Raw genomic sequence first — 23,469 nt, 5'->3', positions numbered from 1 at the left:
GCCCCCGGATGCGACGCTGTGATCATGAGCCGTATCGAAGCCCCTCGCGATGAAGTGACGGGGAACCTTCTCGACCGTCTGCTCGCGGGACTGCCGGCCGACGTGGTCCTGACCGACCCGGACGTCACGGTCTCGTACGCCAACGACATGGCCAGCTTCTGCGAGGCCGGCACCCCCGCCGTCGTCGTGCTGCCGCGGACCGTCGAAGAGGTCCAGCACGTCATGCGCATCGCCACGGAGCTGCGCGTCCCGGTCGTCCCGCAGGGCGCCCGCACCGGACTGTCGGGCGGCGCCAACGCCTCCGACGGCTGCATCGTGCTGTCCCTGATCAAGATGGACCGGATCCTCGAGATCAGCCCCGTCGACCGGATCGCCGTCGTCGAACCCGGCGTCATCAACGCCACGCTCTCCCGCGCCGTGAACGAACACGGCCTGTACTACCCTCCCGACCCCTCCAGCTGGGAGATGTGCACGATCGGCGGCAACATCGGCACGGCCTCCGGCGGCCTGTGCTGTGTGAAGTACGGAGTCACCGCCGAGTACGTCCTCGGCCTGGACGTCGTCCTCGCCGACGGCCGTCTCATGTCCACCGGCCGTCGCACGGCGAAGGGTGTCGCCGGATACGACCTCACCCGCCTCGTCGTCGGCTCGGAGGGTTCGCTCGGCATCGTCGTACGGGCGACACTCGCCCTCAAGCCGCAGCCTCCCCAGCAGCTGGTGCTGGCCGCCGAGTTCGCGTCCGCGTCCGCCGCCTGTGAAGCCGTGTGCCGGATCATGGAGGGCGGGCACGTGCCGTCTCTCCTCGAACTGATGGACCGTACGACGGTGAAGGCCGTCAACGACCTGTCGAACATGGGCCTCCCCGAGACCACCGAGGCCCTGCTCCTCGCTGCCTTCGACACCCCGGACCCGTCCGCCGACCTCGCCGCGGTCGGCGCCCTGTGCGAGGCCGCGGGCGCCACCCAGGTCGTACCGGCGGACGACGCGGCCGAATCGGAACTCCTGCTCCAGGCCCGCCGCCTGTCCCTCACCGCGCTCGAAGCGGTCAAGGGCACGACGATGATCGACGACGTGTGCGTACCGCGCTCGCGGCTCGGAGACCTGATCGAAGGCGTCGAGCGGATCGCCGAGAAGCACCAGCTGACCATCGGGGTCGTCGCCCACGCCGGCGACGGCAACACCCACCCCACCGTCTGCTTCGACGCCGGCGACCCCGACGAGTCCCGCCGCGCCCGCGAGTCCTTCGACGAGATCATGGCCCTCGGCCTGGAACTCGGCGGCACGATCACCGGTGAACACGGCGTGGGCGTACTGAAGAAGGAATGGCTGGCCCGCGAGATCGGCCCGGTGGGCGTGGAGATGCAACGAGCGATCAAGGCGGCCTTCGACCCGCTGGGCATCCTCAACCCTGGCAAGGTCTTCTGAACAGCTCGACCAGTCCGTCCTCGATACCGAGCCGCTTGCCCTCGGAGCCCTCCGGGACCGCCCGCAGGGTGAGTTCCAGCCAGTCGGAGACCTCGGCCGCCGACGCCTCCAGCAGGGCGTCTCCGCCGGGTGAACTCAGCGCGATCAGGATGACGCCGCGTCTGCCCGCCTTCACCGGCCGCACCCGCACATCGCCGTGCCCGCACGGCCGGAGGATGCCCTCGACGAGGAGTTCCCGGGCGAACGTCCAGTTCACGGCGAGCTCGGAGCCGACGTGGAAGGTGAAGTGGACGGCGTACGGGTCGTCGCTGCGGTAGCTGAGCCGCGCCGGTACGGGGATGCTGCGCTCCGGCGACAGGACGAGTTCCATGTCGAGCTCGCGTTCCACCACGGTGTGCATGTCGTCCGTTTCCTTTCGTTCGGGGCCTGGGGGCGGGCCCGTACGAGTGGAGACGGGGCGGGGCGCGGGGCATTACGTGTATTCGGGGAAGTTCCTTCGCCGGTATCTGCTCGGTACCCGCTCGGTACCGGCCCGTTATCCGCCCCGTCCTCAGGCCGTTTTCAGTGGTCCGTCATCAGCCCGTCCTCAGTCCGGTATTCGGGAAGACGTAGCGGAACCTTGCCCGAACGGGGTAGGTACTGGCGGACCGGACGTGACTCTTGCTCCGGTCTGATAGATGTGGATGCCCCACACGACCCCCGAGCAGATACGGGACGACGGACATGAGCGCCCCAACCCCGGCCGCTGGCGACGACAGGCCCCGCGAAGGGTATTACCCGGACCCGTCCATTCCTGGATATGTCCGGTACTGGAACGGTGCCTCATGGGTACCGGGCACCAGCCGACCGGCGCCCTCCGACGGCGAATCGCTACCGGTACCACCCGCCGGCCGCTCCGCCCCGGCCGCCGCGGGTCCCGCCGCCACCAGCCCCGCCCCCATGGAGGAGACGGGCCCGCACTTCTTCGACGAGGACCCGCCCGCCGCGGCCCCCTCGCCCGCCGAGGCCCAGCACGGCAGCCGCCCCGAGCCCGCGACCGCGTGGGGCGCCGACCGCTCCCGGCAGACCGGTTTCGGCGGTGAGCAGGACCGCCGGGTCTCCTGGGGTTCTCCCGCCGATCCGCGCGTACCGTCCGAGTCGGCCCAGCCCGAGGGCAGGTCCGAGCACACCGACGGTACGGTCACGTTCCGCGCGCCCAAGGCCGAGGACCGGATCGAGGACAAGCCCCGGGACAAGCCCCGGGACGACCGGCCTCCGGCTTCCGGCGGCACGGTGGCGTTCCGCAGACCGACGGGGCGGGTGAAGCCGACCCCGGGGTCGGAGGAGGAGCCGTCCGGCTCGTCCCAGGCCGACTCGCCTCAGCCCAGGGCCGGAGCCTCCGGTGTCCCCAGCGCCCGTAACCCTCTTGCTACCGAGGGCACGATGGCGTTCAGGGCCGTCACTCCGCGTCAGAGGCAGCTGCGCGATCCCCAGGCCCCCGGCCCCACCGCGGGAGGCGCAGCGGCAAGGGGCTCGACCGCGGGAGGCACAGCCGCCGCCCGCGCGGGCCTCTCCCAGGGCGCCATCGCCGCGTCCGCCGGTACCCAGACCCCCGCCGCGCCCGCCCAGTCCACGAGTTCCCCAGCCCCTCCCTCCACGCCTTCTTCCCCCTCCGCGCCCTCCACACCCTCCGCACCCGAGCAGTCCACGCCCATGGCCGCGGGCGTCGGCGGCGGACAGCCCTCCTGGGCTCAGCAGGTGCACCGTCTCGCCGGGCCCGAGAGCGAGCCGCCCGTCGTCCCCTGGAAGCCGGTGTCCGAGGACCCCTTCCAGGCCGCCGCCCGGGCGCAGGCGTCCGCGCGTCCCGCCGGCCTGGGGAAGCGGCTGGCAGCCCGGCTCGTGGACTCGCTCGTGCTGGGTGCCGTCACGGGCGCGGCTGCCGTGCCGCTGGGCATCAGGGCCCTCGACCACGTCAACGACAAGATCGACGCGGCCAAGCTGTCCGGCGAGACCGTCACGGTCTGGCTGCTGGACGGCACCACGGGCGTCTACCTGGGCATCGTCCTCGCCGTCCTGCTGATCTTCGGTGTTCTCTACGAGGCGCTGCCCACCGCCAAGTGGGGCCGTACGCTCGGCAAGAAGCTGTGCGGTATCCAGGTGCGGGACATCGAGGGCGGCGAGCCCCCGTCGTTCGGCGCGGCCCTGCGCCGCTGGCTCGTCTACAGCGTGCCCGGACTTCTCGGCATCGGTGTGCTGGGTGTCCTGTGGGGCCTGTTCGACCGCCCGTGGCGCCAGTGCTGGCACGACAAGGCGGCGCACACGTTCGTAGCGGGCTGACCAGCAGGCTGAGCAGCGGACCGGCGTACGAGCCATGCCCCGGACGGCTCCCCGCCCATTGCGCCGCCGGAGGGTTCGCGGTCGACTCGAAGTATGACGACCGAGCCGCCGCCTCCCCCGGAAGACGATCCGTTCAAGAAGCGTGAGCCGCCACCCGGTGAGGGCGGCGGCTCTCCGTACGGCACTCCGTCAGAGGGCTCGGAGGGCGGGGACACCACACCCCCGCCGTACGCGGGCGACCCCTACGGCGGTGGCCCGTACGGCAATGAGCCCCTCGCCGGGATGCCGCCCCTCGGCGACAGCCCCAAGCGCGTACTGGCGCGGATCATCGACATGATCCTGGTGGGTGTCGTGGTGTGGCTGCTGGCGTGGGCGTTCGGGGCCACCGACTACGACGTGGACGGCGGGAACGTCGAGTACAGCGATTCCGTCGGCCAGTCCGTGATCGCCGCGGTGCTCTACGTCGCGTACGACACCGTCCTGACCACCAAGTCCGGGCAGACCCTCGGCAAGAAGCTGTTCCACATGCGGGTGGCGAACCTCAACGACGGCTCGACGCCCTCCTGGCAGAGCTCGTTGATCCGCGCGCTGGTCCTGTGGTTGCCGTTCGCGTTCTGCTGCGCGTGCATCTGGACCGCGATCACGGGTGGCTGGAGCTTCTTCGACAAGCCCTACAAGCAGGGCCTGCACGACAAGCCGGCGAAGACCGTGGTGGTCAGCACCGGTTGAGGAGGTTGGTCAGCGCTCGCTGCCGCTGGCCACCGGTACGGATTCGGCGACACGCTCCCGGGCGACGGACGTGGCAATGGGTGCCGGCTTCTTCGGGACGGGAACCGTCAGGGCCACGAGGAGGCCGAGTGCGAGTGCGGAGAGCGCGATCACCGCGATTCCCGGGCCCGAACTCGTCTGTGACAGCAGCAGCATGGCGAGCGTGGAGAAGATCACGGTGCATGAGCCGTAGGTGAGCTGTGCGGCGGTCGGACGAGGCATGAGCATTCCTCGGGTCGGGGGTCTCCCCCCGTGCCTCTCGCCAAGGGGGAGGTTGCAGATACGAGTCAGGGGTGCCGACATGGGTGTCGGCTTGGCAATCCGCTGAGTTCCCAGCGCGCCGCCAGCCGACTCTATTCGGCTGTCTGCCCGAGTGGAACGAGCGGTAAGCGTGACCTAACCCACGGTGCCGGTGCACAGGGGGCGCACGGAGTCATGGAGTCCACCAACTGGACGGTCCGGCGCGCCGGTTGAGCGGTACACCAACTCGGGGTGCCGCGTACCGCAGTAACTGACACCGGCATCAAGATCGCGATCGTGAAGGAGTCCCGCGACGGCTCGACGATCACGGCGAAGGTCTCGGCCGCGACGAAGTGAACGGCGTCTTCGCAGGTCAGAACATGATCGTCCGCGACCCTCTGGCGGGTCGCGGCCGATCGTGTTTAGGTGCGTCCTGTGGTTCTCTTATTGACACTTTTTCTCACGGGGGTGTGACGTGGCCGCAGGAGGTTTCTGCAAACTGCCGAACGGCAGCGTGGTGGTGGCGTTGAACCTGCCCACCCCTTCCGCCATGGGCGGCGCCGGTTGCGTACGCGTTCTCGTGCACGCCCAGAACCGGGCCCGCGCGCTGACGCGGGTGCGCAACCTCGGCATGCGGGCGGTGTATCTGCGGGGCAACTCCGAGCCGCCGACCCCGGATGAGATCACCGCGGTCCTGCACCACCCCGACGGCCTCATATGGCGCACGCCCCCCGTCGGAGACGCCACCGCCATAGCCACCACCCCGGAGCTGTGGCGCCCGATCCGCGCCCTGAAGCGGCGTACGGCCCCCACTCAGGCTCCCGCTCCCACGCAGGCTTCCGTACCCACGCAGGCTCCCGTCCCCGCTCAACCCCCCGCTCAGGCTCCCGAGGCCGCTACACCACGGGCTTCCCTGCGAGCTCCACACCCGCCTCGCGCAGCTCCTCCAGAGCCCGCTCGGTGGTCTCCTCGGCCACCCCGGCCGTGAGGTCGAGCAGCACGGTCGTACGGAAGCCCTCGCGGGCCGCGTCCAGTGCGGTGGCGCGGACGCAGTGGTCGGTGGCTATGCCGACCACGTCGATGTCGGTGATCTCGCGGGCGCGCAGCCAGTCCGCCAGCGTGACGCCGTTCTCGTCGGCGCCCTCGAAGCCGCTGTACGCCGCCGCGTACGCGCCCTTGTCGAAGACCGCGTCGATCGCGCCGGAGGCGACCGCCGGGGCGAAGTTCGGGTGGAAGCCCACGCCCTCCGTGCCCGCCACGCAGTGCCTGGGCCAGGAGTGGGCGTAGTCGGGGTTCTCGGAGAAGTGGTTGCCCGGGTTGATGTGGTGGTCGCGGGTGGCCACGACATGGCGGTAGCCGGCGGGCGCCTGCCCGATCAGCTCCGTGATCGCGGCGGCCACGTCTGCCCCTCCGGGCACCGCGAGGCTGCCTCCCTCGCAGAAGTCGTTCTGCACGTCGACGACGATCAAGGCGCGGCGCATGGTCGGTGTCCTTCCCCCTTGAGGGGCGCGGGTGTTGCGGTTGCATTGCCCGCTCCCCGCTCATTCATGCCCCTTTGGGGCAAGCCTGTCCGGAGCTGTTTCCCGGGTACCGCGGTCCGCGGCTTCGCTCCCGGCGGACGTAAACGGGCGTACCCGGGCGTATTCATCGGGCGTACGCGGGCGTACTCAGACGTATTCGGTCGGGATCACCGCTTCCCCCCGGGACAGCTGGGTCGCGGACAGCGGCAGGTTGGCACGGGCCGCCGCATGCCGGTCGCGTACGACGTCCAGGGGCTCGCGGGCGACGACCTGGCCGCCCTTTATCAGCTCGACCAGCAACTGACGGTCGGCCAGCTCCGCCGGGACGGCGCCCGTGCCGATCACCTCGGCCTCGGCGACGCCCTCCTCGTCGAGCCGCCGCGCGGCCCACTTCCGGCCACCGATGGACGTCTTGCCGCCCGTCGACTTCTTCGCCACCGGCATGAGCGGAGCCTTCGGATCCGCCGACTCGGCACGGGCGACCAGCTTGTAGACCATCGAACACGTCGGATGGCCGGATCCCGTCACCAGCTGGGTGCCCACTCCGTACGCGTCCACGGGCGCCGCGGCCAGCGAGGCGATCGCGTACTCGTCCAGGTCCGAGGTCACGGTGATCTTCGTGTCGACGGCGCCCAGCTCGTCGAGCTGCTGCCGCACCCGGTGCGCCACCAGCAGCAGATCACCGGAGTCGATGCGCACGGCGCCCAGCTCGGGCCCGGCGATCTCGACCGCCGTCCGTACGGCTTCGGCCACGTCGTACGTGTCCACGAGCAGCGTCGTGCCCCGGCCGAGCGAGTGCACCTGGGCCTGGAAGGCGTCCCGCTCGCTGTCGTGCAGGAGCGTGAAGGCGTGGGCGCTGGTGCCGACGGTGGGGATGTCGTAGCGGAAGCCGGCGGCCAGGTCCGAGGTGGTCGTGAAGCCGCCGACGTACGCCGCGCGCGAGGCGGCCACGGCGGCCAGCTCATGGGTGCGCCGGGCGCCCATCTCGATCAGTGGCCGCCCGCCCGCGGCCGAGGTCATCCGGGAGGCGGCGGCGGCGATCGCCGAGTCGTGGTTGAGGATCGAGAGGATCACCGTCTCCAGGAGCACGCACTGGGCGAACGTGCCCTCCACACGCAGGATCGGCGAGCCGGGGAAGTAGACCTCGCCCTCGGGGTAGCCCCACACGTCGCCGCTGAAACGGTACGAGGACAGCCACTCCAGGGTCGGCTCGTCCACGACGCGGCGCTCGCGCAGGAAGCCGAGGACGTCCGCGTCGAACCGGAAGTTCTCGACCGCGTCAAGGACTCGCCCGGTACCCGCGACGACGCCGTAGCGCCGTCCCTCAGGCAGCCGGCGCGTGAAGACCTCGAAGACCGAATGCCGCTCGGCGGTGCCGCCTTCGAGGGCGCCCTGCAGCATGGTCAGCTCGTAGTGATCGGTGAAGAGCGCTGTCGACGGGACGTCCACCGGCAGCCCTAGGTCCGCAGTGTTCATGACGGGATAGTACCCCCATCTCGTCACTTTGACGATTTCTGGAGTGTGAGGTTCCCGGAGCTTTCCAGACGGCGTTCCGGAGGGGCCGTTTGGCCGCGTACCCCCCTCTGGTGGCAGCATGGGCCACGTGACGGCTCCCGCACCTCTAGAGACCGAAAAGACCGAGTCAGCCGAGGAGGTCTTCGTCGTACCCGAGCCGGATGTCCCCTGGGTCACGATCGTCCACAACGACCCGGTCAACCTCATGAGCTATGTGACGTACGTTTTCCAGACGTACTTCGGCTACTCGAAGGACAAGGCCACCAAGCTCATGCTCGACGTCCACCACAAGGGCCGTGCCGTCGTCTCCAGCGGGACCCGCGAGGAGATGGAGCGCGATGTGCAGGCCATGCACGGTTACGGTCTGTGGGCCACCCTCCAGCAGGACCGGAAGTAGCGAACTCACTCCATGCCAGGACAATTCGAACCGCTCCCCGGCGGCGGCGCGGCCGTCGCCCTCGACGAGGTCGAGATCTCCATCATCCGCTCCCTGGCGGTTCAGCTCCTGGAGCTCATCGGTCCCGGACCCGCGGAGGACGCCTCCGACGACCCGCTCGCCGAGCTGTTCTCGGAGGGCCCCAGCGAGCCGCCCGCCGACCCCGTACTGCAACGCCTCTTCCCCGACGCCTACAGCGGCCCCGACGTCGAGGCCACCTCGCCCGAGCAGGCCGAGGAACAGCGCCAGTACTCCTCGGAGTTCCGCCGCTTCACCGAGAACGACCTGCGCGCGGGCAAGCGCGACAACGCCCTCGTGGTGATCCACTCCCTGGACGCGCTCGCCTCGGCCGGCAAGGGCGGAGCGGTGCTCAAGCTGTCGACGGAGGAGTCCCGGCAGTGGCTGGGCGCCCTCAACGACCTGCGGCTCGCGATCGGCTCCCGGCTCGACGTCATCGAGGAGGAGGACACCGACCTCCTCTACCGGCTGCCGGACGACGATCCGCGCAAGCCGATGGTCATGGCGTATCTGTGGCTGGGCGGACTCCAGGAGACGCTCGTCGAAACGCTCATGCCGTGAGATGCGGGGCGCATATGCCCCGAGATGTGATGGTTTTGTGTTCGCTCAGCGGACGCTCAAATCCGGATAACGATCACGTCACCGTGCTCGACCCCTATGCCTTTCCAGGCGCGCTTTGCCCGCTTCTCCGTGTGTACTGCGTCACATGATGTACAGGTGATCAAAGTGGCGGCCGTGATAAATCTTCACGACCGCGCGGCGGACACCACCTGTACGTCTGGAGAAAGGCGCATTACTCATGACCTCAGCGCAGGTCGACACTGAGCACGTACCCGAGGAGGGGTACGAACGCGGGCTCGGCAGCCGTCAGGTCCAGATGATCGCGATCGGCGGCGCCATCGGCGTCGGGCTCTTCCTCAACGCCGGGGCGAACATCGCCAAGGCGGGACCGAGCCTCATCCTGATGTACGCCGTCGCCGGCGTCATCATCTTCTTCATCATGCGGGCCCTCGGCGAGCTCCTGCTCTACCGCCCGGTCTCGGGCTCCTTCGCGGAGTACTCCCGCGAGTTCCTCGGCCCGTTCTTCGGCTATTTCACCGGCTGGACGTACTGGCTGCTGTGGGTCGTCACCGGCATGGCGGAGCTGACCGCCGCCGCGATCTACATCAACTACTGGTTCCCGGAGATCCCGCAGTGGGTCTCCGCGCTCGTCTTCCTGGTCGTCCTGTTCGTGGCGAACCTGATCTCGGTGAAGCTGTTCGGCGAGATCGAGTTCTGGTTCTCCATGATCAAGGTAACCGCGATCATCGGCATGATCGTGATCGGCCTCGGCGTCCTCACCTTCGGCTTCAGCGCCGCCGGCGACACCGCGGCCGTCTCCAACCTCTGGGCCTTCGACGGCTTCTTCCCCAAGGGCATCGGCTCGTCCCTGATGACCCTCCAGGGCGTGATGTTCGCCTACCTCGCCGTCGAACTGGTCGGCGTCACCGCTGGTGAGTCCGAGAATCCCGAGAAGACCCTCCCCAAGGCGATCAACACCCTGCCCTGGCGCATCGCGCTCTTCTACGTCGGTGCCCTCACCGTCATCCTCTGCGTGGTGAAGTGGACGGAATTCTCGGAGGGCGTCAGCCCCTTCGTGAAGGCCTTCGCGGTCATCGGCATCCCGGCCGGAGCCGGCATCGTCAATTTCGTCGTGCTGACCGCGGCCCTGTCCTCCTGCAACTCCGGCATGTACTCCACGGGCCGCATGCTGCGCACCCTGGCCGACAGCGGCGAGGCCCCCAAGGCCTTCAACAAGCTGTCCGCCAGCAAGACGCCCGCGCTCGCGATCGGCCTCTCGGTGATCTTCATGGGCATCGGTGTCGTCCTGAACTACATCGTCCCGGAGAAGGCCTTCGAGTACGTCGTCTCCGTCGCCACCGGGGCCGGTATCTGGACCTGGCTGATGATTCTGATCAGCCACGTCCGCTACCGCCGCGCGGTCGACGCGGGCCGTCTGCCCGCCTCCTCCTTCCCGGCGCCGGGCGGTGCGACGGGCAGTTGGATCGCCATCGTCTTCCTTCTCTTCGTCACCGGCCTCATCGCCTACGACCACGAGGCCCGCGTCAGCCTCTACGTCATGGCCGGGTGGGCGGCCGCCCTCGGCATCGGCTGGCTCGTGCTGAAGTCCCGCAACCCGGAGGTCACCGCGCGCCGCGACCCGGATCTCGAAAAGACCAAGGTCGGCTGAACTGCCGCCCAGCATGTGGGCAGCCCCGTACCACTCCTCGGTACGGGGCTGCCCTGTTGCTTATCCTGACGAGCATGCTCACCATCACCCAGGCCCTCGTCGACCAGATCGTCGCGCACGCGCGCCAGGACCACCCCGACGAGGCGTGCGGCGTCATCGCGGGCCCGGCGGGCTCGGACCGCCCCGAGCGGTTCATCCCCATGCTGAACGCGGCCATGTCGCCCACGTTCTACGAATTCGACTCCGGCGATCTCCTCAAGCTGTATCGGGACATGGACGACCGCGACGAGGAACCGGTCGTCATCTACCACTCCCACACGGCCACCGAGGCGTACCCGTCCCGCACCGACATCTCGTACGCCAACGAGCCCGGCGCCCACTACGTGCTGGTGTCCACCGCCGACACCGACGGGCTCGGCGACTTCCAGTTCCGCTCGTACCGGATCGTCGAGGGCGAGGTCACGGAGGAGGAGGTCAAGGTCGTACAGGCCTACTGATCCCGCGATGCGGGCAGAAATCATCCACGATGCGAGATCACATTCCAGAACCCGGACCGGGAATCGATACGATGAGCCCATGGTTTTCCACGACGTGAGCGACAAGACGCCGGGCATGCTGCTCGTGGCGCGGCTGCACGTCGACCTGTGCAGGCTCGCCAGCGCCATCTGTTGATGCCGCCTGCCGCCGTACGGCTGTGAGAGCCGCGGCGCGGTTCATCGCGTACCACCCTGCTTTCCGCGCTGCCGCGCGCCCACCGACCTGACATCTTCCGACAGGAGCCCGCAACCATGGCCATCGAGGTCCGCATCCCCACCATCCTCCGCCAGTACACCGACGGCCAGAAGGCGGTGGAGGGCAACGGGGACACCCTCACCGATCTGTTCGCCGACCTCGAGACCCGCCACTCGGGCATCCAGGCTCGCATCGTGGACGCCGGCGAACTGCGCCGCTTCGTGAACGTCTACCTCAACGACGAGGACGTCCGCTTCCTCGACGGCATCAACACCAAGCTGACCGACGGCGACAACGTGACGATTCTGCCGGCGGTAGCCGGCGGCATGGTCTGACCGGGCTCTGATCCCTGATGCGCTACGACTCCCCGCTGGCCGCGGTGGGCAACACCCCTCTGGTGCGCCTGCCGCGGCTCTCGCCGTCCGCCGACGTCCGCATCTGGGCGAAGCTCGAGGACCGCAACCCGACCGGCTCGGTCAAAGACCGCCCCGCCCTGCACATGATCGAGCAGGCGGAGAAGGACGGCCGCCTCACACCCGGCTGCACGATCCTGGAACCGACGAGCGGCAACACCGGCATCTCCCTGGCCATGGCCGCCAAACTCAAGGGCTACCGCATCGTGTGCGTCATGCCCGAGAACACCTCGCAGGAGCGCCGGGACCTGCTGGCCATGTGGGGCGCCGAGATCATCCCGTCCCCGGCGGCCGGGGGCTCCAACACGGCCGTACGCGTGGCCAAGGAGCTGTCGGCCGAGCACCCGGACTGGGTGATGCTCTACCAGTACGGCAACCCCGACAACGCGGGCGCCCACTACGCCACCACAGGCCCCGAAATCCTCGCCGACCTCCCCTCGGTCACCCACTTCGTGGCGGGCCTGGGGACGACGGGCACGCTGATGGGCGTCGGCCGTTTCCTGCGCGAACACAAGCCGGACATCAAGATAGTCGCGGCCGAGCCACGCTACGACGACCTCGTGTACGGCCTCCGCAATCTCGACGAGGGCTTCGTCCCCGAGCTGTACGACGCCTCCGTCCTGACCACCCGCTTCTCGGTCGGCTCCGCCGACGCGGTGACGCGCACGCGGGAGCTGTTGCAGCAGGAGGGGATCTTCGCGGGAGTCTCCACGGGGGCCGCCCTGCACGCCGCGATCGGTGTGGGCAAGAAGGCGGCGAAGGCCGGCGAGACCGCCGACATCGTCTTCGTCGTCGCCGACGGCGGCTGGAAGTACCTGTCGACGGGCGTCTACACGGCGGCGACGACGGAGGAAGCGATCGAGAAGTTGCAGGGGCAGCTCTGGGCGTAGAGGGGGCTCCGCCCCCTGGACCCCCGGTCCTCGAACGCCGGACGGGCTGATTTTGCGCGGACTGGGCTGGACTGTGCAGCCGAGTCCGGCATCAAGTCAGCCCGTCCGGCGTTTGAGGACGAGGCCGTTCAGGCCGATGGGGGTCTGGGGCGCAGCCCCAGCGGGGTCCAGGGGCGGAGCCCCTTGGTACGGGACGGGTAAGGGCGGCGGGGGCGAACCACCCCCGAATCAGTGACGCCGCAGGTGAGTTCGCCCACAAGACCCCCTTACGGAGGAGCGACCGGAGGTTTTGCGCCTTACGCTCGACGGACCGCACGACCCCCGACTTCACTCCCCGCCAGCGGAGGTTTCTGCTTTATGAAGCTCACCGTCGTCGGCTGCTCGGGGTCGTTCCCGTCCGCGGAATCGGCCTGCTCGAGCTACCTCGTCGAGGCCGACGGCTTCCGGCTGCTTCTCGACATGGGCAACGGTGCCCTCGGCGAGCTGCAGCGCCACTGCGGTCTCTACGACCTCGACGCGATCTACCTCAGCCATCTGCACGCCGACCACTGCATCGACATGTGCGCCTACTTCGTGGCGCGCTACTACCGGCACGACGGCGGCCGCGCCGCCCCCATCCCGGTCTACGGACCCGAGGGCACCGAGCACCGCCTCACCACCGCCTACGCCGACACCCCCAGCGCCTCCTCCATGAGCGAGGTCTTCGACTTCCACACGGTCAAGCCGGGCTCCTTCGAGATCGGCCCCTTCTCGGTGCACACGGAGAAGGTGAGCCACCCGGTGGAGGCGTACGGCATCCGCATCGAGCACGGCGGCCGGACGCTCACGTACTCCGGAGACACGGGCGTGTGCGACCCGCTCGTCGAACTCGCCCGGGACGCCGACCTGTTCCTGTGCGAGGCCGCGTTCACCCACGGCAAGGAGTGCATCCCGGACCTGCACCTCAACGGCCGCGAGGCGGGCGAGATCGCCGCCCGCGCCGCCGCCCGCCGCCTCGTCCTCACCCACATCCCGCCGTGGACGGACCCCCAGGTCAACCTCGCGGACGCCCGCGAGACGTACACGGGCCCGGTGGAAGTGGCGGCGCCGCGAGTGACGTACGAGATCTAGAGCCCGTACGTACGAGAAGGCCCCCGGAGTCTCTTCCGGGGGCCTTCTCGTACGTACGGGCAGAGGGCTGCTTGAGGCCTACTTGGCCTCCGCCTTCTGCAGTTCCGCCAGTTCCTCGTCCGACTCGCGCCCCGGAGTCGGCAGGTTGAACTTGGTGATCGCGAAGCGGAAGACCACGTAGTAGACCGCCGCGAAGCACAAACCCACCAGGACCAGGCCCCACGGATTCGTCGCGATCCCGAGGTTCAGGAAGAAGTCGACCGCGCCCGCCGAGAAGCCGAAGCCGTCCTTCATGCCCAGCGCCCAGGTCAGCGCCATGGAGACACCGGTGAGGACGGCGTGGATGGCGTACAGGACCGGCGCGATGAACATGAACGTGAACTCGATCGGCTCGGTGACACCGGTGACGAACGACGTCAGCGCCAGCGAGACCATCATGCCGCCGACGACCTTGCGGCGTTCGGGACGGGCACAGTGCACGATCGCCAGGCAGGCGGCCGGGAGCGCGAACATCATGATCGGGAAGAAGCCGGTCATGAACTGCCCGGCGCTCGGGTCACCGGCCAGGAAGCGCGCGATGTCACCGCTCTTGCCCTCGTACTCGCCGGCCTGGAACCACGGGAAGGAGTTCAGCAGGTGGTGCATGCCGACCGGGATCAGCGCACGGTTGGCGACACCGAAGATCCCCGCGCCGACGGCACCCGAACCGACCAGCCACTCACCGAAGTTGTGCAGCGCCGTACCGAGGACCGGCCAGATGTAGCCGAAGACGATGCCGATGACGAGACCCGCGAAGGCGGAGAGGATCGGCACGAGGCGCCGGCCGCCGAAGAAGCCCGCCCAGTCCGGCAGTTTGGTCCGGTAGAACTTCTGGTACAGCAGGGCGACGACGATGCCCATCACCACACCACCGAGGACCTTGGCGTCCACGGGCGCGTCCACCATCACGATCTTGCCGTCGACGACCTCCGCGACCTGCGGCAGGTTCTTGTCGGTGAACGTGGCAAGTACGTTCTTGAAGACCAGGTAGCCGACGACGGCCGCGAGCGCGGTCGAGCCGTCCGACTTCTTGGCGAAACCGATCGCGATACCCACCGCGAACAGCAGTGCCATGTTGTCGAGGATCGCGTTGCCGCCCGCCGACATAAAGCCGGCGATCTTGGTAAGGAATCCGGGGAACGACTCGCGGCCGAGCATGTCGGTGTTGCCGAGGCGCACCAGGAGCGCGGCCGCGGGCAGGACGGCGACAGGCAGCATCAGGCTGCGGCCGATGCGCTGCATGACAGCCATCGCGCCGGAGCCCTTCTTCTTGTCGGCCGCGGGAGCGGCGCTGGCCGTGGACACAACTTCCTCCTGGGGAACGGTGGTGTCTCCGTATGGGAGCGACATGGGAGCGACCCATGATCCATCGGCCGCTGGTCTACACCACTCAGTGGTGTAGACCTGTTGTAGCACGGTGAAGGGAGGATAAGGAACCCGCACTTTCGTTTCTCGCCAACCCTCACCAACCCCGCGTTTGGCGACCGTTGCAAACTGGTGTAGACCTGTGCGTTACTGCGGCACAGCGTCAACCAGGCAACGCGGCACAGCGGCGCAACGGACCGGATCAGGGAGAAGGACATGGCCACCAAGGCTGAGAAGATCGTCGCCGGGCTCGGCGGCATCGACAACATCGAAGAGATCGAAGGCTGCATCACCCGCCTCCGCACCGAGGTCGTAGACGCAAGCCTGGTCAACGAGGCCGCCCTGAAGGCCGCCGGCGCACACGGCGTCGTCAAGATGGGCAACGCCATCCAGGTCGTCATCGGCACGGACGCCGACCCCATCGCGGCGGACATCGAAGACATGATGTGAGCCGCGGGGACATGATGTGAGCCGCAGGGCTCCTGCCTGAGGCGCCGCTCTCCTCACTGGAGGCGGCCCCTCCCATTCGGGAGGCTAGGCTCGTCGCCATGTCACGAATCGACGGCCGCACGCCCGAGCAGCTCCGCCCCATCACCATCGAGCGCGGCTGGAGCAAGCACGCCGAAGGCTCCGTCCTCATCTCCTTCGGCGACACCAAGGTCTTCTGCACCGCCTCCGTCACCGAAGGCGTCCCGCGCTGGCGCAAAGGCAGCGGCGAAGGCTGGGTCACCGCCGAGTACTCCATGCTGCCCCGCGCCACCAACACCCGCGGCGACCGCGAATCCGTACGCGGCAAGATCGGCGGCCGTACGCACGAGATCAGCCGCCTCATCGGCCGCTCCCTGCGCGCAGTCATCGACTACAAGCAACTCGGCGAGAACACCATCGTCCTCGACTGCGACGTACTCCAGGCCGACGGCGGCACCCGCACCGCCGCCATCACCGGCGCCTACGTCGCCCTCGCCGACGCCGTCACCTGGGCCCGCACCAAAAAAATCCTCAGGCCCAGCCGCCAGCCCCTCACCGGCACCGTCAGCGCCGTGTCCGTCGGCATCGTCGGCGGCGTACCCCTCCTCGACCTCTGCTACGAGGAAGACGTACGCGCCGACACCGACATGAACGTCGTCTGCACCGGCGACGGCCGCTTCGTCGAGGTACAAGGCACCGCCGAAGCCGAACCCTTCGCCCGCGAAGAACTCAACTCCCTGCTCGACCTTGCCGTTTCGGGCTGCACAGAACTAGCTGCCGTACAGCGCAAGGCACTTGATACGGTCCTCGAAAGGTAAAGGACCGTAAAGGACGCGCCAACTCCGCACCAAGAGGAGCCGCAGCGCCACGGGCAACCACGGCAGCGGCCCCCGCGTCCCTACCAGTACGGGCGTACGGCACACCGCCGTACGCCCCCGCCGCACCACACAGGCCCATCGAGGGCCTGAAGCAACGGGAGGACTGTCCCATGGCCGCGAGCCGACGCCCGCGACGTCGCAGTACCACCATCGCCGCCGCAGTGGCAGCCGTCGCGCTGACCGCCGGGCTCACCACCGGCTGCGACGCCGTCAACAAGGCGCTGGACTGCGCCAGGACCGCCGACGCCATCGCCACCAGCGTCACCGAACTCCAACAGGCCGTCGAAAACGCGGCGAACGACCCGACGCAGACCAGCGAAGCGCTCGACTCCATCGACAAGAACCTCAACGAGATCGGCGACAAGACCGAGGACACCGACGTCAACAAGGCAGTCGACGACCTCCAGGCAGCCGTCACCAACGTCCGCGACTCCATCAAGAACGGCGACGAGACACCGGACATCAGCCCGGTCACGGACGCCGCCGGCGAACTGACCAAGGTCTGCACCTCGTAGATGATCCAGGGGTTACGTGATCCAGGAGTTACGGAACCGGGGGGCGCCCTGAACGAGAGGCGCCCCCCCACCGGCGACGTGACTACTGTGAGAGCCATGACCCGCCTGATCCTCGCCACCCGCAACCACGGAAAGCTCACCGAGCTCAAGGCGATCCTCGCCGCCGCAGACCTCCACTACGAACTGGACTGCGCGGACGCCTACCCCGACATCCCCGACGTCAAGGAAACCGGCGTCACCTTCGCCGAGAACGCCCTCCTCAAGGCCCACGCCCTCGCCCAGGCCACCGGCCTCCCCGCCGTCGCCGACGACTCCGGCCTCTGCGTCGACGTACTCGGCGGCGCCCCCGGCATCTTCTCCGCCCGCTGGTCCGGCTCCCACGGCGACGACCGCGCCAACCTCACCCTCCTCCTCGACCAGCTCAGCGACATCCCCGACCCACACCGCGCCGCCCACTTCACCTGCGCCGCGGCGCTGGCCCTGCCGGACGGAACGGAACGCGTGGTCGAGGGTCGCCTCCGCGGCACCCTCCGCCGCGAGCCGGCCGGCACCCACGGCTTCGGCTACGACCCGATCCTCCAGCCGGACGGGGATACGCGGACGTGCGCGGAGCTCACTCCGGAGGAGAAGAACGAGATCAGCCACCGAGGGAAGGCGTTTCGGGGGCTGGTGCCGGTGTTGCGGGAGTTGTTGGGCTGACACCTGTCGGGTGCGTACGACAAAGGGCGCCCTGCGAGAGGGCGCCCTTGGAGGGTGCGGCGGAAGGGATTCGAACCCTCAAACCCTGTCACGGGTCACTGGACCTAAACCAGCTGTGTCGCCATTGCACCACCGCCGCCAGTCGTCAGTCATGGTACCGGGCTGGCGGCTGGCGTCAGTGAGGTGTCGCCTTTCCCCTCAGATCCCCAAGTCCTTGATGATCTTGGCGACATGGCCGGTCGCCCGCACGTTGTACAGCGCCCGTTCGACCTTGCCCTCCTCGTCCACGATCACCGTGGAGCGGATGACGCCCATGTACGTCTTGCCGTAGTTCTTCTTCTCGCCGTAGGCGCCGTAGGACTCGATGACCGTCTTGTCGGGGTCGCCGGCCAGGGTGATCTTGAGGGACTCCTTCTCGCGGAACTTGGCCAGCTTTTCCGGCTTGTCGGGGGAGATGCCGATGACGTCGTAGCCGGCGCCCGCCAGGACGTCGAGGTTGTCCGTGAAGTCACAGGCCTGCTTGGTGCAGCCGGGGGTGAGGGCGGCGGGGTAGAAGTAGACGATGACCTTGCGGCCCTTGTGGGCGGCCAGGGAGACCTCGTTGCCGTCGGCGTCGGGCAGGGTGAAGGCGGGGGCGGTGTCGCCGGGCTGGAGTCGCTCGCTCATCTCGGTTCGGTCTCCTTGCGGGGTGGTGGATACGGATCCGAGCGTAATGGGGGTGCCAGGGGGGTGGGTGGCGGACGGAGCTGACAGACTGTCGGCCAGAGCAAACGGCCACATACGACCACGGAGGCAGCGCGGTGTCGGATACGTCCAGCACGCCGGACATCAGAACTCCGGCGCAGATCGAGGCGGACATCAAGCGCCGTCGCGAGACCCTCGCCGAGACGCTCGACGAGATCGGTGCGCGGGTGCACCCGAAGACGATCGTCGGCGACGCGAAGGCCAAGGTCGTCTCGAGCATCGACCACACCCTCGGCCGTGCCTACGTCGGTGTGAACCGCGCGGTCAGCGATGTGAAGAGCCAGCTGGTGAACGAGGAGGGCGCGCCGCGGCTCGAGCGCATCGTGCCGGTGGCCCTGGTGGTGGTCGGGGTGGTCGGGGTGGTCGGGATGCTCGCCGTGGGTTCCCGGCGCGGCGCCGTGGGCTCTCGGGGCCGCGCTTCGGGTTCCCGGCGGCGCAAGCGCTGACCCCGGCCGCGTACGTGTCGCGCAAAGCCAGGTAGGTTCGGGGGCGTGAGTGCGAACACCCATCACGACAAGCTGCCCATCCGGATGCTGCACGACCGCGTGCTCGTGCGGCAGGACACCACCGAGGGCGAGCGCCGCTCCGGTGGCGGCATCCTGATCCCGGCGACCGCGGCCGTGGGCCGTCGGCTCGCCTGGGCCGAGGTCGTCGCGGTCGGGCAGAACGTACGGGCCGTCGAGCCCGGCGACCGTGTCCTGTTCGACCCGGAGGACCGCGCCGAGGTGGAGGTGCGCGGTGTCCCGTACGCGCTGATGCGCGAGCGCGATCTGCACGCGGTGGCGGCGGACCGGTTCGAGGGTTCCGAGGACTCGACGGGGTTGTACCTGTAGCCAGTCGGCCTGCAGGTATCCAGGAGTCCGTAGGTATCCAGGGGCCTGTAGCCATCCGGCGCTTCTGAAGGTCACGAGGTCGCTCCGCCCTCGGTCCTGCCCGCCGTGATCCCGCCGCCGTCCGTTGTGCCGCCGCCTCCCGTGGACGTGTCGCCGCCCGTCGACGACGTGCTTCCGTCGGTCGTGCCGCCGTCCGTCGGTTTCCCTCCGGCCGTCCCGCCCGTCGTGCCGCCGTCGGTCGACGTTCCGCCGCTGGGCTGGTCCGGGGCCGTCGAGGCCGGAGGTGTGCTCGGGGTTTCCTCGCTGCCGGTGGTCGGCCCCCCGTCCTCCGGCCCGCTCGATCCGTCGCTCCCGTCCGTCGTGCCGCCGTTGTTCTCCTCGCCCGTGTCCGGCGGCCACTCCTCCCAGGGCTCCTCCGTCGGGAGCTCCGGTTCCTCCGCGCCCGCCTGGATCTGCAGGTCGAAGTCCTTCGCCTCCGTGCCCTCGAGCGCGGCCTGCGTGTACTGGGCCCAGATCTGCGCCGGGTAGCCGCCGCCGTTGATGCGGTCCTGGCCGAGTGCTCCGTACAGCGGGGTGTGGGCGCCCGTTTTCGGGTTCTGGCCCATGACGGCGACGACGGTGGCGAGGTCGGGGGTGTAGCCGGCGAACCAGGCGGCCTGGTCCTCCTCCGCGGTGCCGGTCTTGCCGGCGGCGGGGCGGCCCGCGGCCTGTGCGGCGGTGCCGGTGCCGCCTTCGACGACGCCTCGTAGGACCGCTGTCGTGGTGTCGGCGGCCTCGCGGCTGACGGCCTGCCTGACGCCCGTGTCGCGGGAGGGCAGTGTGATGGCGCCCTCGGTGCCGTCCTGGCCGTCCTTGGTGATTTCGGAGACGAGTGAGTACCGGCCGTGTTTGCCGTGGTTGGCGAGCGTGGCGTACGCCTCCGCCATGTCGAGGACGCTTGCGGTGGCGGGGCCGAGGGCGATGGAGGGGGAGGCCGTCAGGTCGGGGGTGGAGGAGGGGATGCCCAGGTCGAGGGCTGTCTGCCGGACCTTCTCGGGGCCGACGTCCACCGCCATCTGTGCGTACACCGCGTTGACGGACTTGTCGGTGGCTTCGCGGACCGAGATCGGGCCGTACGAGGCCTGGTCCTCGTTCTCGGGCGCGTACGAGGCGCCTTGCCAGCCTTCGACGGGCCGCTGGTTCGTGCCGTCATAGACGGTGTTCGGGGTGATGAGGCGGCCGTCCTGCGTGGTCGAGCCGTTCTGTACGGCGGAGGTGAGCACGAAGGGCTTGAAGGTGGAGCCGACCTGGTAGTCGCGGCGGGTGGCGTTGTTGACGTACTGCTTCGTGTAGTCGATGCCGCCGTACATCGCGACGACCTTGCCGGTGGCCGGGTCGATGGAGACGCCGCCGGCGCGGACGTTGCGGTCGATCTCGCGGTTCTTCTTGTCGAGCTGGTTCATCACCTGGTCGTCGACCGCTTTGACGAAGGCGTCCTGCTTGTCCTTCTGGATGGTGGTGGTGATGCGGTAGCCGCCGGTGGCGAGGGCGTCCTCGTCGATGATCTCGCTGCCGGTGAGGTAGTCGTTGACGGCTTGCACGAGGTAGCCGCGCTGCCCGGAGAGTCCGGCGGAGCCCTTGGCCTCCTTGGGTGCCGGGAACTTCAGTGCGGCCCGCTCCGAGGGGGGCAGCCACTTCTTCTTGACCATGCCGTCGAGTACGTAGTTCCAGCGGCCCACGACCGCCGGTTTGTTCTCGGGGTGCGCGGTCACGTCGTACTTGCTGGGGGCGTTGAGGAGCGTCGCGAGGTACGCGCCCTGGGCGGCCGTGAGGTCCTTGGCGTCAACGCCGTAGTAGGCGTGGGCGGCGGCCTGGATGCCGTAGGCGTTGCGGCCGAAGTAGCTGGTGTTGAGATAGCCCTCGAGGATGTCGTCCTTGCTGACCTCCTGGTCGAGCTTGATGGCGATGAAGAACTCCTTGATCTTCCGGGTGACCGTCTGCTCCTGCGCCAGGTAGTAGTTCTTGACGTACTGCTGGGTGATCGTCGAGCCGGACTGCTTTCCCTTGCCGGTGACGGTGTTCCAGGCGGCGCGGATCATGGCCTGGGGGTCGACGGCGGACTCGGAGTAGAAGTCCCGGTCCTCGGCGGCGAGCACGGCGTGCTGGGTGTTCTTGGAGATCCGGGCGAGGGTGACGTTCTCCCGGTTGACCTCGCCGTCGCGGGCGAGCCGGCTGCCGTCCGCGTACAGGTAGACATTGCTCTGCTTCGTCGCTGCCGCGTTCGCCGCGGGGATCTCGACGAGGAAGTAGCCGAGGGCGAACAGGCCGATCAGCAGGAGGAGTGCGCCGAGGAAGGTGCCGAGCACCGTCCGCCAGGTCGGGATCAGCCGGCGCCGGCCGGTGCGCCGTCTCGGGGGCGCGGTGCTCGGCTGCTGCGGCTGCGGCTGGTCGTTCATGTCGTGCCGTACTCCCGTTTCACGGCGTACGTCCCTGTACGCCCTCTTAACTGTCTGTTGCCCGCTCTTGAAGACTCTCGCACCGTGCGTTCCGTTCCCTGCCCGAGGCACACGCTTTGTGCTCGGAAAATGCCTGGCACGGCGTACGGTCCGGGGACTAGGCTCCTGCGCTTCGGTGTCTGGCGGGCGGGCGCGCGGGAGGAGTGTGGTCGTGGGCGCGGGGCGGTTGTATGCGGCCGTCGCGGTGGGGAGTTTCCGGCGGTACGCGACGTACCGGGTGGCCACGGCGGCGGGGGTGTTCACCAACACCGTGTTCGGGCTGATCCTCGTGTACACGTATCTGGCGCTGTGGGAGGAGCGGCCGGATCTGGGCGGGTACGACCAGGCGCAGGCCGTGACCTATGTGTGGCTGGGGCAGGCGCTGTTCGCGGCGCTGGCCCTCCAGGGCGGAGGCTTCGAGGTCGAGCTCATGGAGCGCATCCGCACCGGTGAGATCGCGGTCGACCTGTACCGGCCGGCCGATCTCCAACTGTGGTGGCTGGCAAGTGACTTGGGGCGGATGCTGTTCCAGTTGGCGGGGCGGGGCGTGATCCCGTTCGTCTTCGGTGCGCTGTTCTTCCCGATGGCCCTGCCGGGGGACTTCGGCACCTGGGCGGCGTTCCTGGTCGCGCTGCTGCTGGCGGCGGTCGTCAGCTTCGGGATCCGCTATCTGGCGGCGTTGAGCGTGTTCTGGCTCATGGACGCCAGGGGCGTCATGCAGGCCCTGATGGTCACGGGCATCTTCTGCTCGGGCATGACACTGCCGCTGAACGCCTTCCCGGACGCGCTCGGTGACCTCGTCCAGGCGTTGCCGTGGGCCGCGCAGCTGCAGATCCCGGCGGATGTCCTGATGGGGGAGACCGCCCCGCTCGGGGCGTTCGCCTTCCAGGCGGCGTGGGCGGTGGCACTGCTGGCGGTGGGGCGGCTGTTGCAGTCGGCGGCTACGCGGCGGGTGGTGGTGCAGGGTGGGTGAGACAACCAAGGTCGACTCCACGACCGCATCCACGACGACCGGCTCCACGGTCGGCTCCAGGCTCACGGACGGTCTGCGGGCCTACCTGCTGATCGCCGGGATGTGGATCCGGGCGGGCATGACCTACCGCACCTCCTTCGTCGTCACGGTCTTCGGCAACCTGCTGCTGTCCGGCCTTGACTTCGTCGGCATCCTGCTGATGTTCTCGCAGGTCGACTCGCTCGGCGGCTGGACGCTGCCCGAGGTGGCCTTCCTGTACGGCCTGTCGGTGACGGCGTTCGGGATCACCGACCTGCTGCTCGGCTCGTCGGAGGTCCTGGGCACCCGGATACGCGACGGGTCGTTCGACACGCTGCTGGTACGTCCCGTTCCGGTGCTCGCGCAGGTCGCCGCGGACCAGTTCCCGCTGCGCCGGTTCGGCCGGGTCATACAGGGGTCGTTGGTGCTGGGCTGGGCGCTGTTCGCCGTCGACGTCGACTGGAGTGCGCCGAAGGCGCTGCTGGTGCCGGTGATGCTGGTCAGCGGCGCGGTGATCTTCGGGGCGATCTTCGTCGCGGGCGCGGCCTTCCAGTTCCTGGCGCAGGACGCCGCCCAGGTGCAGAACGCGTTCACGTACGGCGGCACCACGCTGCTGCAGTACCCCCCGACGCTGTTCGGGAAGGACCTGGTGCGCGGGGTGACCTTCGTGCTGCCGCTCGCATTCGTCAACTGGCTGCCCGCGTCCTATGTGTTGGGGCGGCCGTATCCGCTCGATCTGCCGACATGGGTGACGTATCTGTCGCCGCTCGCCGCCGGGGTGTGCTGTGCGCTGGCGGGTGTGCTGTGGCGGGCGGGGCTTCGTTCGTACCGGAGTACAGGGAGTTAGTCA

Annotated in this window: 26 protein-coding genes, 1 tRNA gene and 1 pseudogene; 20 read left to right on the top strand and 8 right to left on the bottom strand. The window is 68.9% G+C overall.

Annotated features, from left to right (window positions below; genetic code table 11):
• Positions 1-18 precede the first annotated feature (18 nt).
• Positions 19-1,425, top strand: a complete 1,407-nt coding sequence (locus OP79_RS34830) for an FAD-binding oxidoreductase (protein ID WP_033325912.1) — start codon at positions 19-21, stop codon at positions 1,423-1,425.
• Here the strand turns inward: OP79_RS34830 and OP79_RS34825 are convergent.
• On the bottom strand, positions 1,403-1,825 hold the full coding sequence (locus tag OP79_RS34825) for an SsgA family sporulation/cell division regulator (protein WP_033325911.1): 423 nt from the start codon (positions 1,823-1,825) through the stop codon (positions 1,403-1,405). The two genes, OP79_RS34830 and OP79_RS34825, sit on opposite strands and share 23 nt — an antisense overlap.
• A 323-nt stretch (positions 1,826-2,148) precedes the next feature.
• Here OP79_RS34825 and OP79_RS34820 point away from each other — a divergent pair, with 323 nt between their 5' ends.
• Both OP79_RS34820 and OP79_RS34815 read left to right on the top strand, forming a co-directional pair.
• Positions 2,149-3,741, top strand: a complete 1,593-nt coding sequence (locus OP79_RS34820) for an RDD family protein (protein WP_033325910.1) — start codon at positions 2,149-2,151, stop codon at positions 3,739-3,741.
• Between the two features lie 93 nt (positions 3,742-3,834).
• Positions 3,835-4,470, top strand: coding sequence for an RDD family protein (locus tag OP79_RS34815; RefSeq protein ID WP_033325909.1), 636 nt, complete (start codon positions 3,835-3,837; stop codon positions 4,468-4,470).
• Positions 4,471-4,479: 9 nt separating this feature from the next.
• Here OP79_RS34815 and OP79_RS34810 read toward each other — a convergent pair whose 3' ends face one another.
• Positions 4,480-4,731 (bottom strand): hypothetical protein, encoded by a 252-nt coding sequence (locus OP79_RS34810; protein WP_033325908.1) that lies wholly within the window; start codon positions 4,729-4,731, stop codon positions 4,480-4,482.
• 493 nt (positions 4,732-5,224) lie between these two features.
• Between OP79_RS34810 and OP79_RS57345 the strand changes: the two are divergent.
• Positions 5,225-5,560 (top strand): annotated as a pseudogene (locus OP79_RS57345) (hypothetical protein); the annotation flags it as partial.
• A gap of 85 nt (positions 5,561-5,645) precedes the next feature.
• Here OP79_RS57345 and OP79_RS34805 read toward each other — a convergent pair.
• Both OP79_RS34805 and OP79_RS34800 read right to left on the bottom strand, forming a co-directional pair.
• Positions 5,646-6,230, bottom strand: a complete 585-nt coding sequence (locus OP79_RS34805; protein ID WP_033325907.1) for a nicotinamidase — start codon at positions 6,228-6,230, stop codon at positions 5,646-5,648.
• Positions 6,231-6,416: 186 nt separating this feature from the next.
• Positions 6,417-7,745 (bottom strand): nicotinate phosphoribosyltransferase, encoded by a 1,329-nt coding sequence (locus OP79_RS34800; RefSeq protein ID WP_033325906.1) that lies wholly within the window; start codon positions 7,743-7,745, stop codon positions 6,417-6,419.
• A gap of 118 nt (positions 7,746-7,863) precedes the next feature.
• Between OP79_RS34800 and clpS the strand changes: the two genes are divergently transcribed.
• The 8 genes from clpS (at position 7,864) to OP79_RS34765 (ending at position 13,613) form a co-directional block, all read left to right on the top strand.
• A complete protein-coding gene (gene clpS, locus OP79_RS34795) occupies positions 7,864-8,181 on the top strand; it encodes an ATP-dependent Clp protease adapter ClpS (protein ID WP_033325905.1) in 318 nt (105 codons plus the stop codon).
• A 12-nt stretch (positions 8,182-8,193) separates the two neighbouring features.
• On the top strand, positions 8,194-8,799 hold the full coding sequence (locus OP79_RS34790) for a DUF2017 domain-containing protein (RefSeq protein ID WP_033325904.1): 606 nt from the start codon (positions 8,194-8,196) through the stop codon (positions 8,797-8,799).
• A gap of 238 nt (positions 8,800-9,037) precedes the next feature.
• Positions 9,038-10,468 (top strand): amino acid permease, encoded by a 1,431-nt coding sequence (locus tag OP79_RS34785; RefSeq protein WP_033325902.1) that lies wholly within the window; start codon positions 9,038-9,040, stop codon positions 10,466-10,468.
• 74 nt (positions 10,469-10,542) lie between these two features.
• The gene (locus OP79_RS34780; protein WP_033325900.1) at positions 10,543-10,965 is read left to right on the top strand and encodes a M67 family metallopeptidase; all 423 of its coding nucleotides are present in this window, start codon (positions 10,543-10,545) and stop codon (positions 10,963-10,965) included.
• Positions 10,966-11,044: 79 nt separating this feature from the next.
• On the top strand, positions 11,045-11,140 hold the full coding sequence (locus OP79_RS58305) for a putative leader peptide (RefSeq protein WP_020270288.1): 96 nt from the start codon (positions 11,045-11,047) through the stop codon (positions 11,138-11,140).
• Positions 11,141-11,256: 116 nt separating this feature from the next.
• Entirely contained in the window at positions 11,257-11,535 is a 279-nt protein-coding gene (locus tag OP79_RS34775; protein WP_033325899.1) for a MoaD/ThiS family protein, read from the top strand.
• A 17-nt stretch (positions 11,536-11,552) separates the two neighbouring features.
• Complete coding sequence (locus tag OP79_RS34770; RefSeq protein ID WP_033325898.1) at positions 11,553-12,503, top strand: PLP-dependent cysteine synthase family protein; 951 nt, start codon at positions 11,553-11,555, stop codon at positions 12,501-12,503.
• Positions 12,504-12,860: 357 nt separating this feature from the next.
• Positions 12,861-13,613: an MBL fold metallo-hydrolase gene (locus tag OP79_RS34765; protein ID WP_033325897.1), complete on the top strand. Its 753-nt coding sequence runs from the start codon at positions 12,861-12,863 to the stop codon at positions 13,611-13,613.
• A gap of 78 nt (positions 13,614-13,691) precedes the next feature.
• Here OP79_RS34765 and OP79_RS34760 read toward each other — a convergent pair whose 3' ends face one another.
• Positions 13,692-14,957: a PTS transporter subunit EIIC gene (locus OP79_RS34760; RefSeq protein ID WP_033325895.1), complete on the bottom strand. Its 1,266-nt coding sequence runs from the start codon at positions 14,955-14,957 to the stop codon at positions 13,692-13,694.
• A gap of 210 nt (positions 14,958-15,167) precedes the next feature.
• On the opposite strand from OP79_RS34760, the gene OP79_RS34755 reads away from it, so the two are divergent.
• The 4 genes from OP79_RS34755 to rdgB all read left to right on the top strand — a co-directional run bounded on the left by OP79_RS34755 (position 15,168) and on the right by rdgB (position 17,577).
• On the top strand, positions 15,168-15,467 hold the full coding sequence (locus OP79_RS34755) for a PTS sugar transporter subunit IIB (RefSeq protein ID WP_342669568.1): 300 nt from the start codon (positions 15,168-15,170) through the stop codon (positions 15,465-15,467).
• Positions 15,468-15,565: 98 nt separating this feature from the next.
• The gene (gene rph / locus OP79_RS34750) at positions 15,566-16,303 is read left to right on the top strand and encodes a ribonuclease PH (RefSeq protein WP_033325893.1); all 738 of its coding nucleotides are present in this window, start codon (positions 15,566-15,568) and stop codon (positions 16,301-16,303) included.
• A 170-nt stretch (positions 16,304-16,473) separates the two neighbouring features.
• Positions 16,474-16,878, top strand: coding sequence for a hypothetical protein (locus OP79_RS34745; RefSeq protein WP_033325892.1), 405 nt, complete (start codon positions 16,474-16,476; stop codon positions 16,876-16,878).
• Between the two features lie 96 nt (positions 16,879-16,974).
• Complete coding sequence (gene rdgB, locus OP79_RS34740; protein WP_033325891.1) at positions 16,975-17,577, top strand: RdgB/HAM1 family non-canonical purine NTP pyrophosphatase; 603 nt, start codon at positions 16,975-16,977, stop codon at positions 17,575-17,577.
• A gap of 55 nt (positions 17,578-17,632) precedes the next feature.
• On the opposite strand, the gene OP79_RS34735 is transcribed toward rdgB, so the two are convergent.
• Positions 17,633-17,716, bottom strand: a tRNA-Leu gene (locus OP79_RS34735).
• Between the two features lie 59 nt (positions 17,717-17,775).
• The gene (gene bcp, locus OP79_RS34730; protein WP_033325890.1) at positions 17,776-18,243 is read right to left on the bottom strand and encodes a thioredoxin-dependent thiol peroxidase; all 468 of its coding nucleotides are present in this window, start codon (positions 18,241-18,243) and stop codon (positions 17,776-17,778) included.
• Positions 18,244-18,377: 134 nt separating this feature from the next.
• Here bcp and OP79_RS34725 point away from each other — a divergent pair, with 134 nt between their 5' ends.
• Together OP79_RS34725 and OP79_RS34720 are read left to right on the top strand one after the other, a co-directional pair.
• Positions 18,378-18,767 (top strand): DUF3618 domain-containing protein, encoded by a 390-nt coding sequence (locus OP79_RS34725; RefSeq protein WP_033325889.1) that lies wholly within the window; start codon positions 18,378-18,380, stop codon positions 18,765-18,767.
• Positions 18,768-18,812: 45 nt separating this feature from the next.
• The gene (locus OP79_RS34720; protein ID WP_033325888.1) at positions 18,813-19,154 is read left to right on the top strand and encodes a GroES family chaperonin; all 342 of its coding nucleotides are present in this window, start codon (positions 18,813-18,815) and stop codon (positions 19,152-19,154) included.
• A gap of 71 nt (positions 19,155-19,225) precedes the next feature.
• On the opposite strand, the gene OP79_RS34715 is transcribed toward OP79_RS34720, so the two are convergent.
• A complete protein-coding gene (locus OP79_RS34715) occupies positions 19,226-21,589 on the bottom strand; it encodes a transglycosylase domain-containing protein (RefSeq protein ID WP_033325887.1) in 2,364 nt (787 codons plus the stop codon).
• A 211-nt stretch (positions 21,590-21,800) separates the two neighbouring features.
• On the opposite strand from OP79_RS34715, the gene OP79_RS34710 reads away from it, so the two are divergent.
• Both OP79_RS34710 and OP79_RS34705 read left to right on the top strand, forming a co-directional pair.
• Positions 21,801-22,601 carry an ABC transporter permease gene (locus OP79_RS34710; protein ID WP_033325886.1) on the top strand — a complete coding sequence of 267 codons (801 nt, stop codon included), beginning with the start codon at positions 21,801-21,803 and terminating at the stop codon, positions 22,599-22,601.
• A 100-nt stretch (positions 22,602-22,701) separates the two neighbouring features.
• The gene (locus OP79_RS34705; RefSeq protein ID WP_051745151.1) at positions 22,702-23,466 is read left to right on the top strand and encodes an ABC transporter permease; all 765 of its coding nucleotides are present in this window, start codon (positions 22,702-22,704) and stop codon (positions 23,464-23,466) included.
• Positions 23,467-23,469: the final 3 nt, after the last annotated feature.

Source organism: Streptomyces yerevanensis, from assembly GCF_000716805.1.
Lineage (GTDB): Bacteria > Actinomycetota > Actinomycetes > Streptomycetales > Streptomycetaceae > Streptomyces > Streptomyces flaveus.
The sequence above is the reverse complement of the archived record's forward strand: the minus strand, read 5'-3'. Positions and strand labels throughout refer to the sequence as shown.

Bases quoted from the DNA above. Each gene is read 5' to 3' on its own strand.
- OP79_RS34770 (WP_033325898.1), top strand. From the start codon at position 11,553: ATGCGCTACGACTCCCCGCTGGCCGCGGTGGGCAACACCCCTCTGGTG.
- OP79_RS58305 (WP_020270288.1), top strand. From the start codon at position 11,045: ATGGTTTTCCACGACGTGAGCGACAAGACGCCGGGCATGCTGCTCGTG.
- OP79_RS34775 (WP_033325899.1), top strand. From the start codon at position 11,257: ATGGCCATCGAGGTCCGCATCCCCACCATCCTCCGCCAGTACACCGAC.
- OP79_RS34805 (WP_033325907.1), bottom strand. From the start codon at position 6,230: ATGCGCCGCGCCTTGATCGTCGTCGACGTGCAGAACGACTTCTGCGAG.
- OP79_RS34780 (WP_033325900.1), top strand. From the start codon at position 10,543: ATGCTCACCATCACCCAGGCCCTCGTCGACCAGATCGTCGCGCACGCG.
- OP79_RS34745 (WP_033325892.1), top strand. From the start codon at position 16,474: ATGGCCGCGAGCCGACGCCCGCGACGTCGCAGTACCACCATCGCCGCC.
- bcp (WP_033325890.1), bottom strand. From the start codon at position 18,243: ATGAGCGAGCGACTCCAGCCCGGCGACACCGCCCCCGCCTTCACCCTG.
- OP79_RS34810 (WP_033325908.1), bottom strand. From the start codon at position 4,731: ATGCCTCGTCCGACCGCCGCACAGCTCACCTACGGCTCATGCACCGTG.
- OP79_RS34790 (WP_033325904.1), top strand. From the start codon at position 8,194: ATGCCAGGACAATTCGAACCGCTCCCCGGCGGCGGCGCGGCCGTCGCC.
- OP79_RS34785 (WP_033325902.1), top strand. From the start codon at position 9,038: ATGACCTCAGCGCAGGTCGACACTGAGCACGTACCCGAGGAGGGGTAC.
- OP79_RS34820 (WP_033325910.1), top strand. From the start codon at position 2,149: ATGAGCGCCCCAACCCCGGCCGCTGGCGACGACAGGCCCCGCGAAGGG.
- OP79_RS34715 (WP_033325887.1), bottom strand. From the start codon at position 21,589: ATGAACGACCAGCCGCAGCCGCAGCAGCCGAGCACCGCGCCCCCGAGA.
- OP79_RS34815 (WP_033325909.1), top strand. From the start codon at position 3,835: ATGACGACCGAGCCGCCGCCTCCCCCGGAAGACGATCCGTTCAAGAAG.
- OP79_RS34825 (WP_033325911.1), bottom strand. From the start codon at position 1,825: ATGCACACCGTGGTGGAACGCGAGCTCGACATGGAACTCGTCCTGTCG.
- rdgB (WP_033325891.1), top strand. From the start codon at position 16,975: ATGACCCGCCTGATCCTCGCCACCCGCAACCACGGAAAGCTCACCGAG.
- OP79_RS34800 (WP_033325906.1), bottom strand. From the start codon at position 7,745: ATGAACACTGCGGACCTAGGGCTGCCGGTGGACGTCCCGTCGACAGCG.
- rph (WP_033325893.1), top strand. From the start codon at position 15,566: ATGTCACGAATCGACGGCCGCACGCCCGAGCAGCTCCGCCCCATCACC.
- OP79_RS34705 (WP_051745151.1), top strand. From the start codon at position 22,702: ATGTGGATCCGGGCGGGCATGACCTACCGCACCTCCTTCGTCGTCACG.
- clpS (WP_033325905.1), top strand. From the start codon at position 7,864: ATGGGCCACGTGACGGCTCCCGCACCTCTAGAGACCGAAAAGACCGAG.
- OP79_RS34765 (WP_033325897.1), top strand. From the start codon at position 12,861: ATGAAGCTCACCGTCGTCGGCTGCTCGGGGTCGTTCCCGTCCGCGGAA.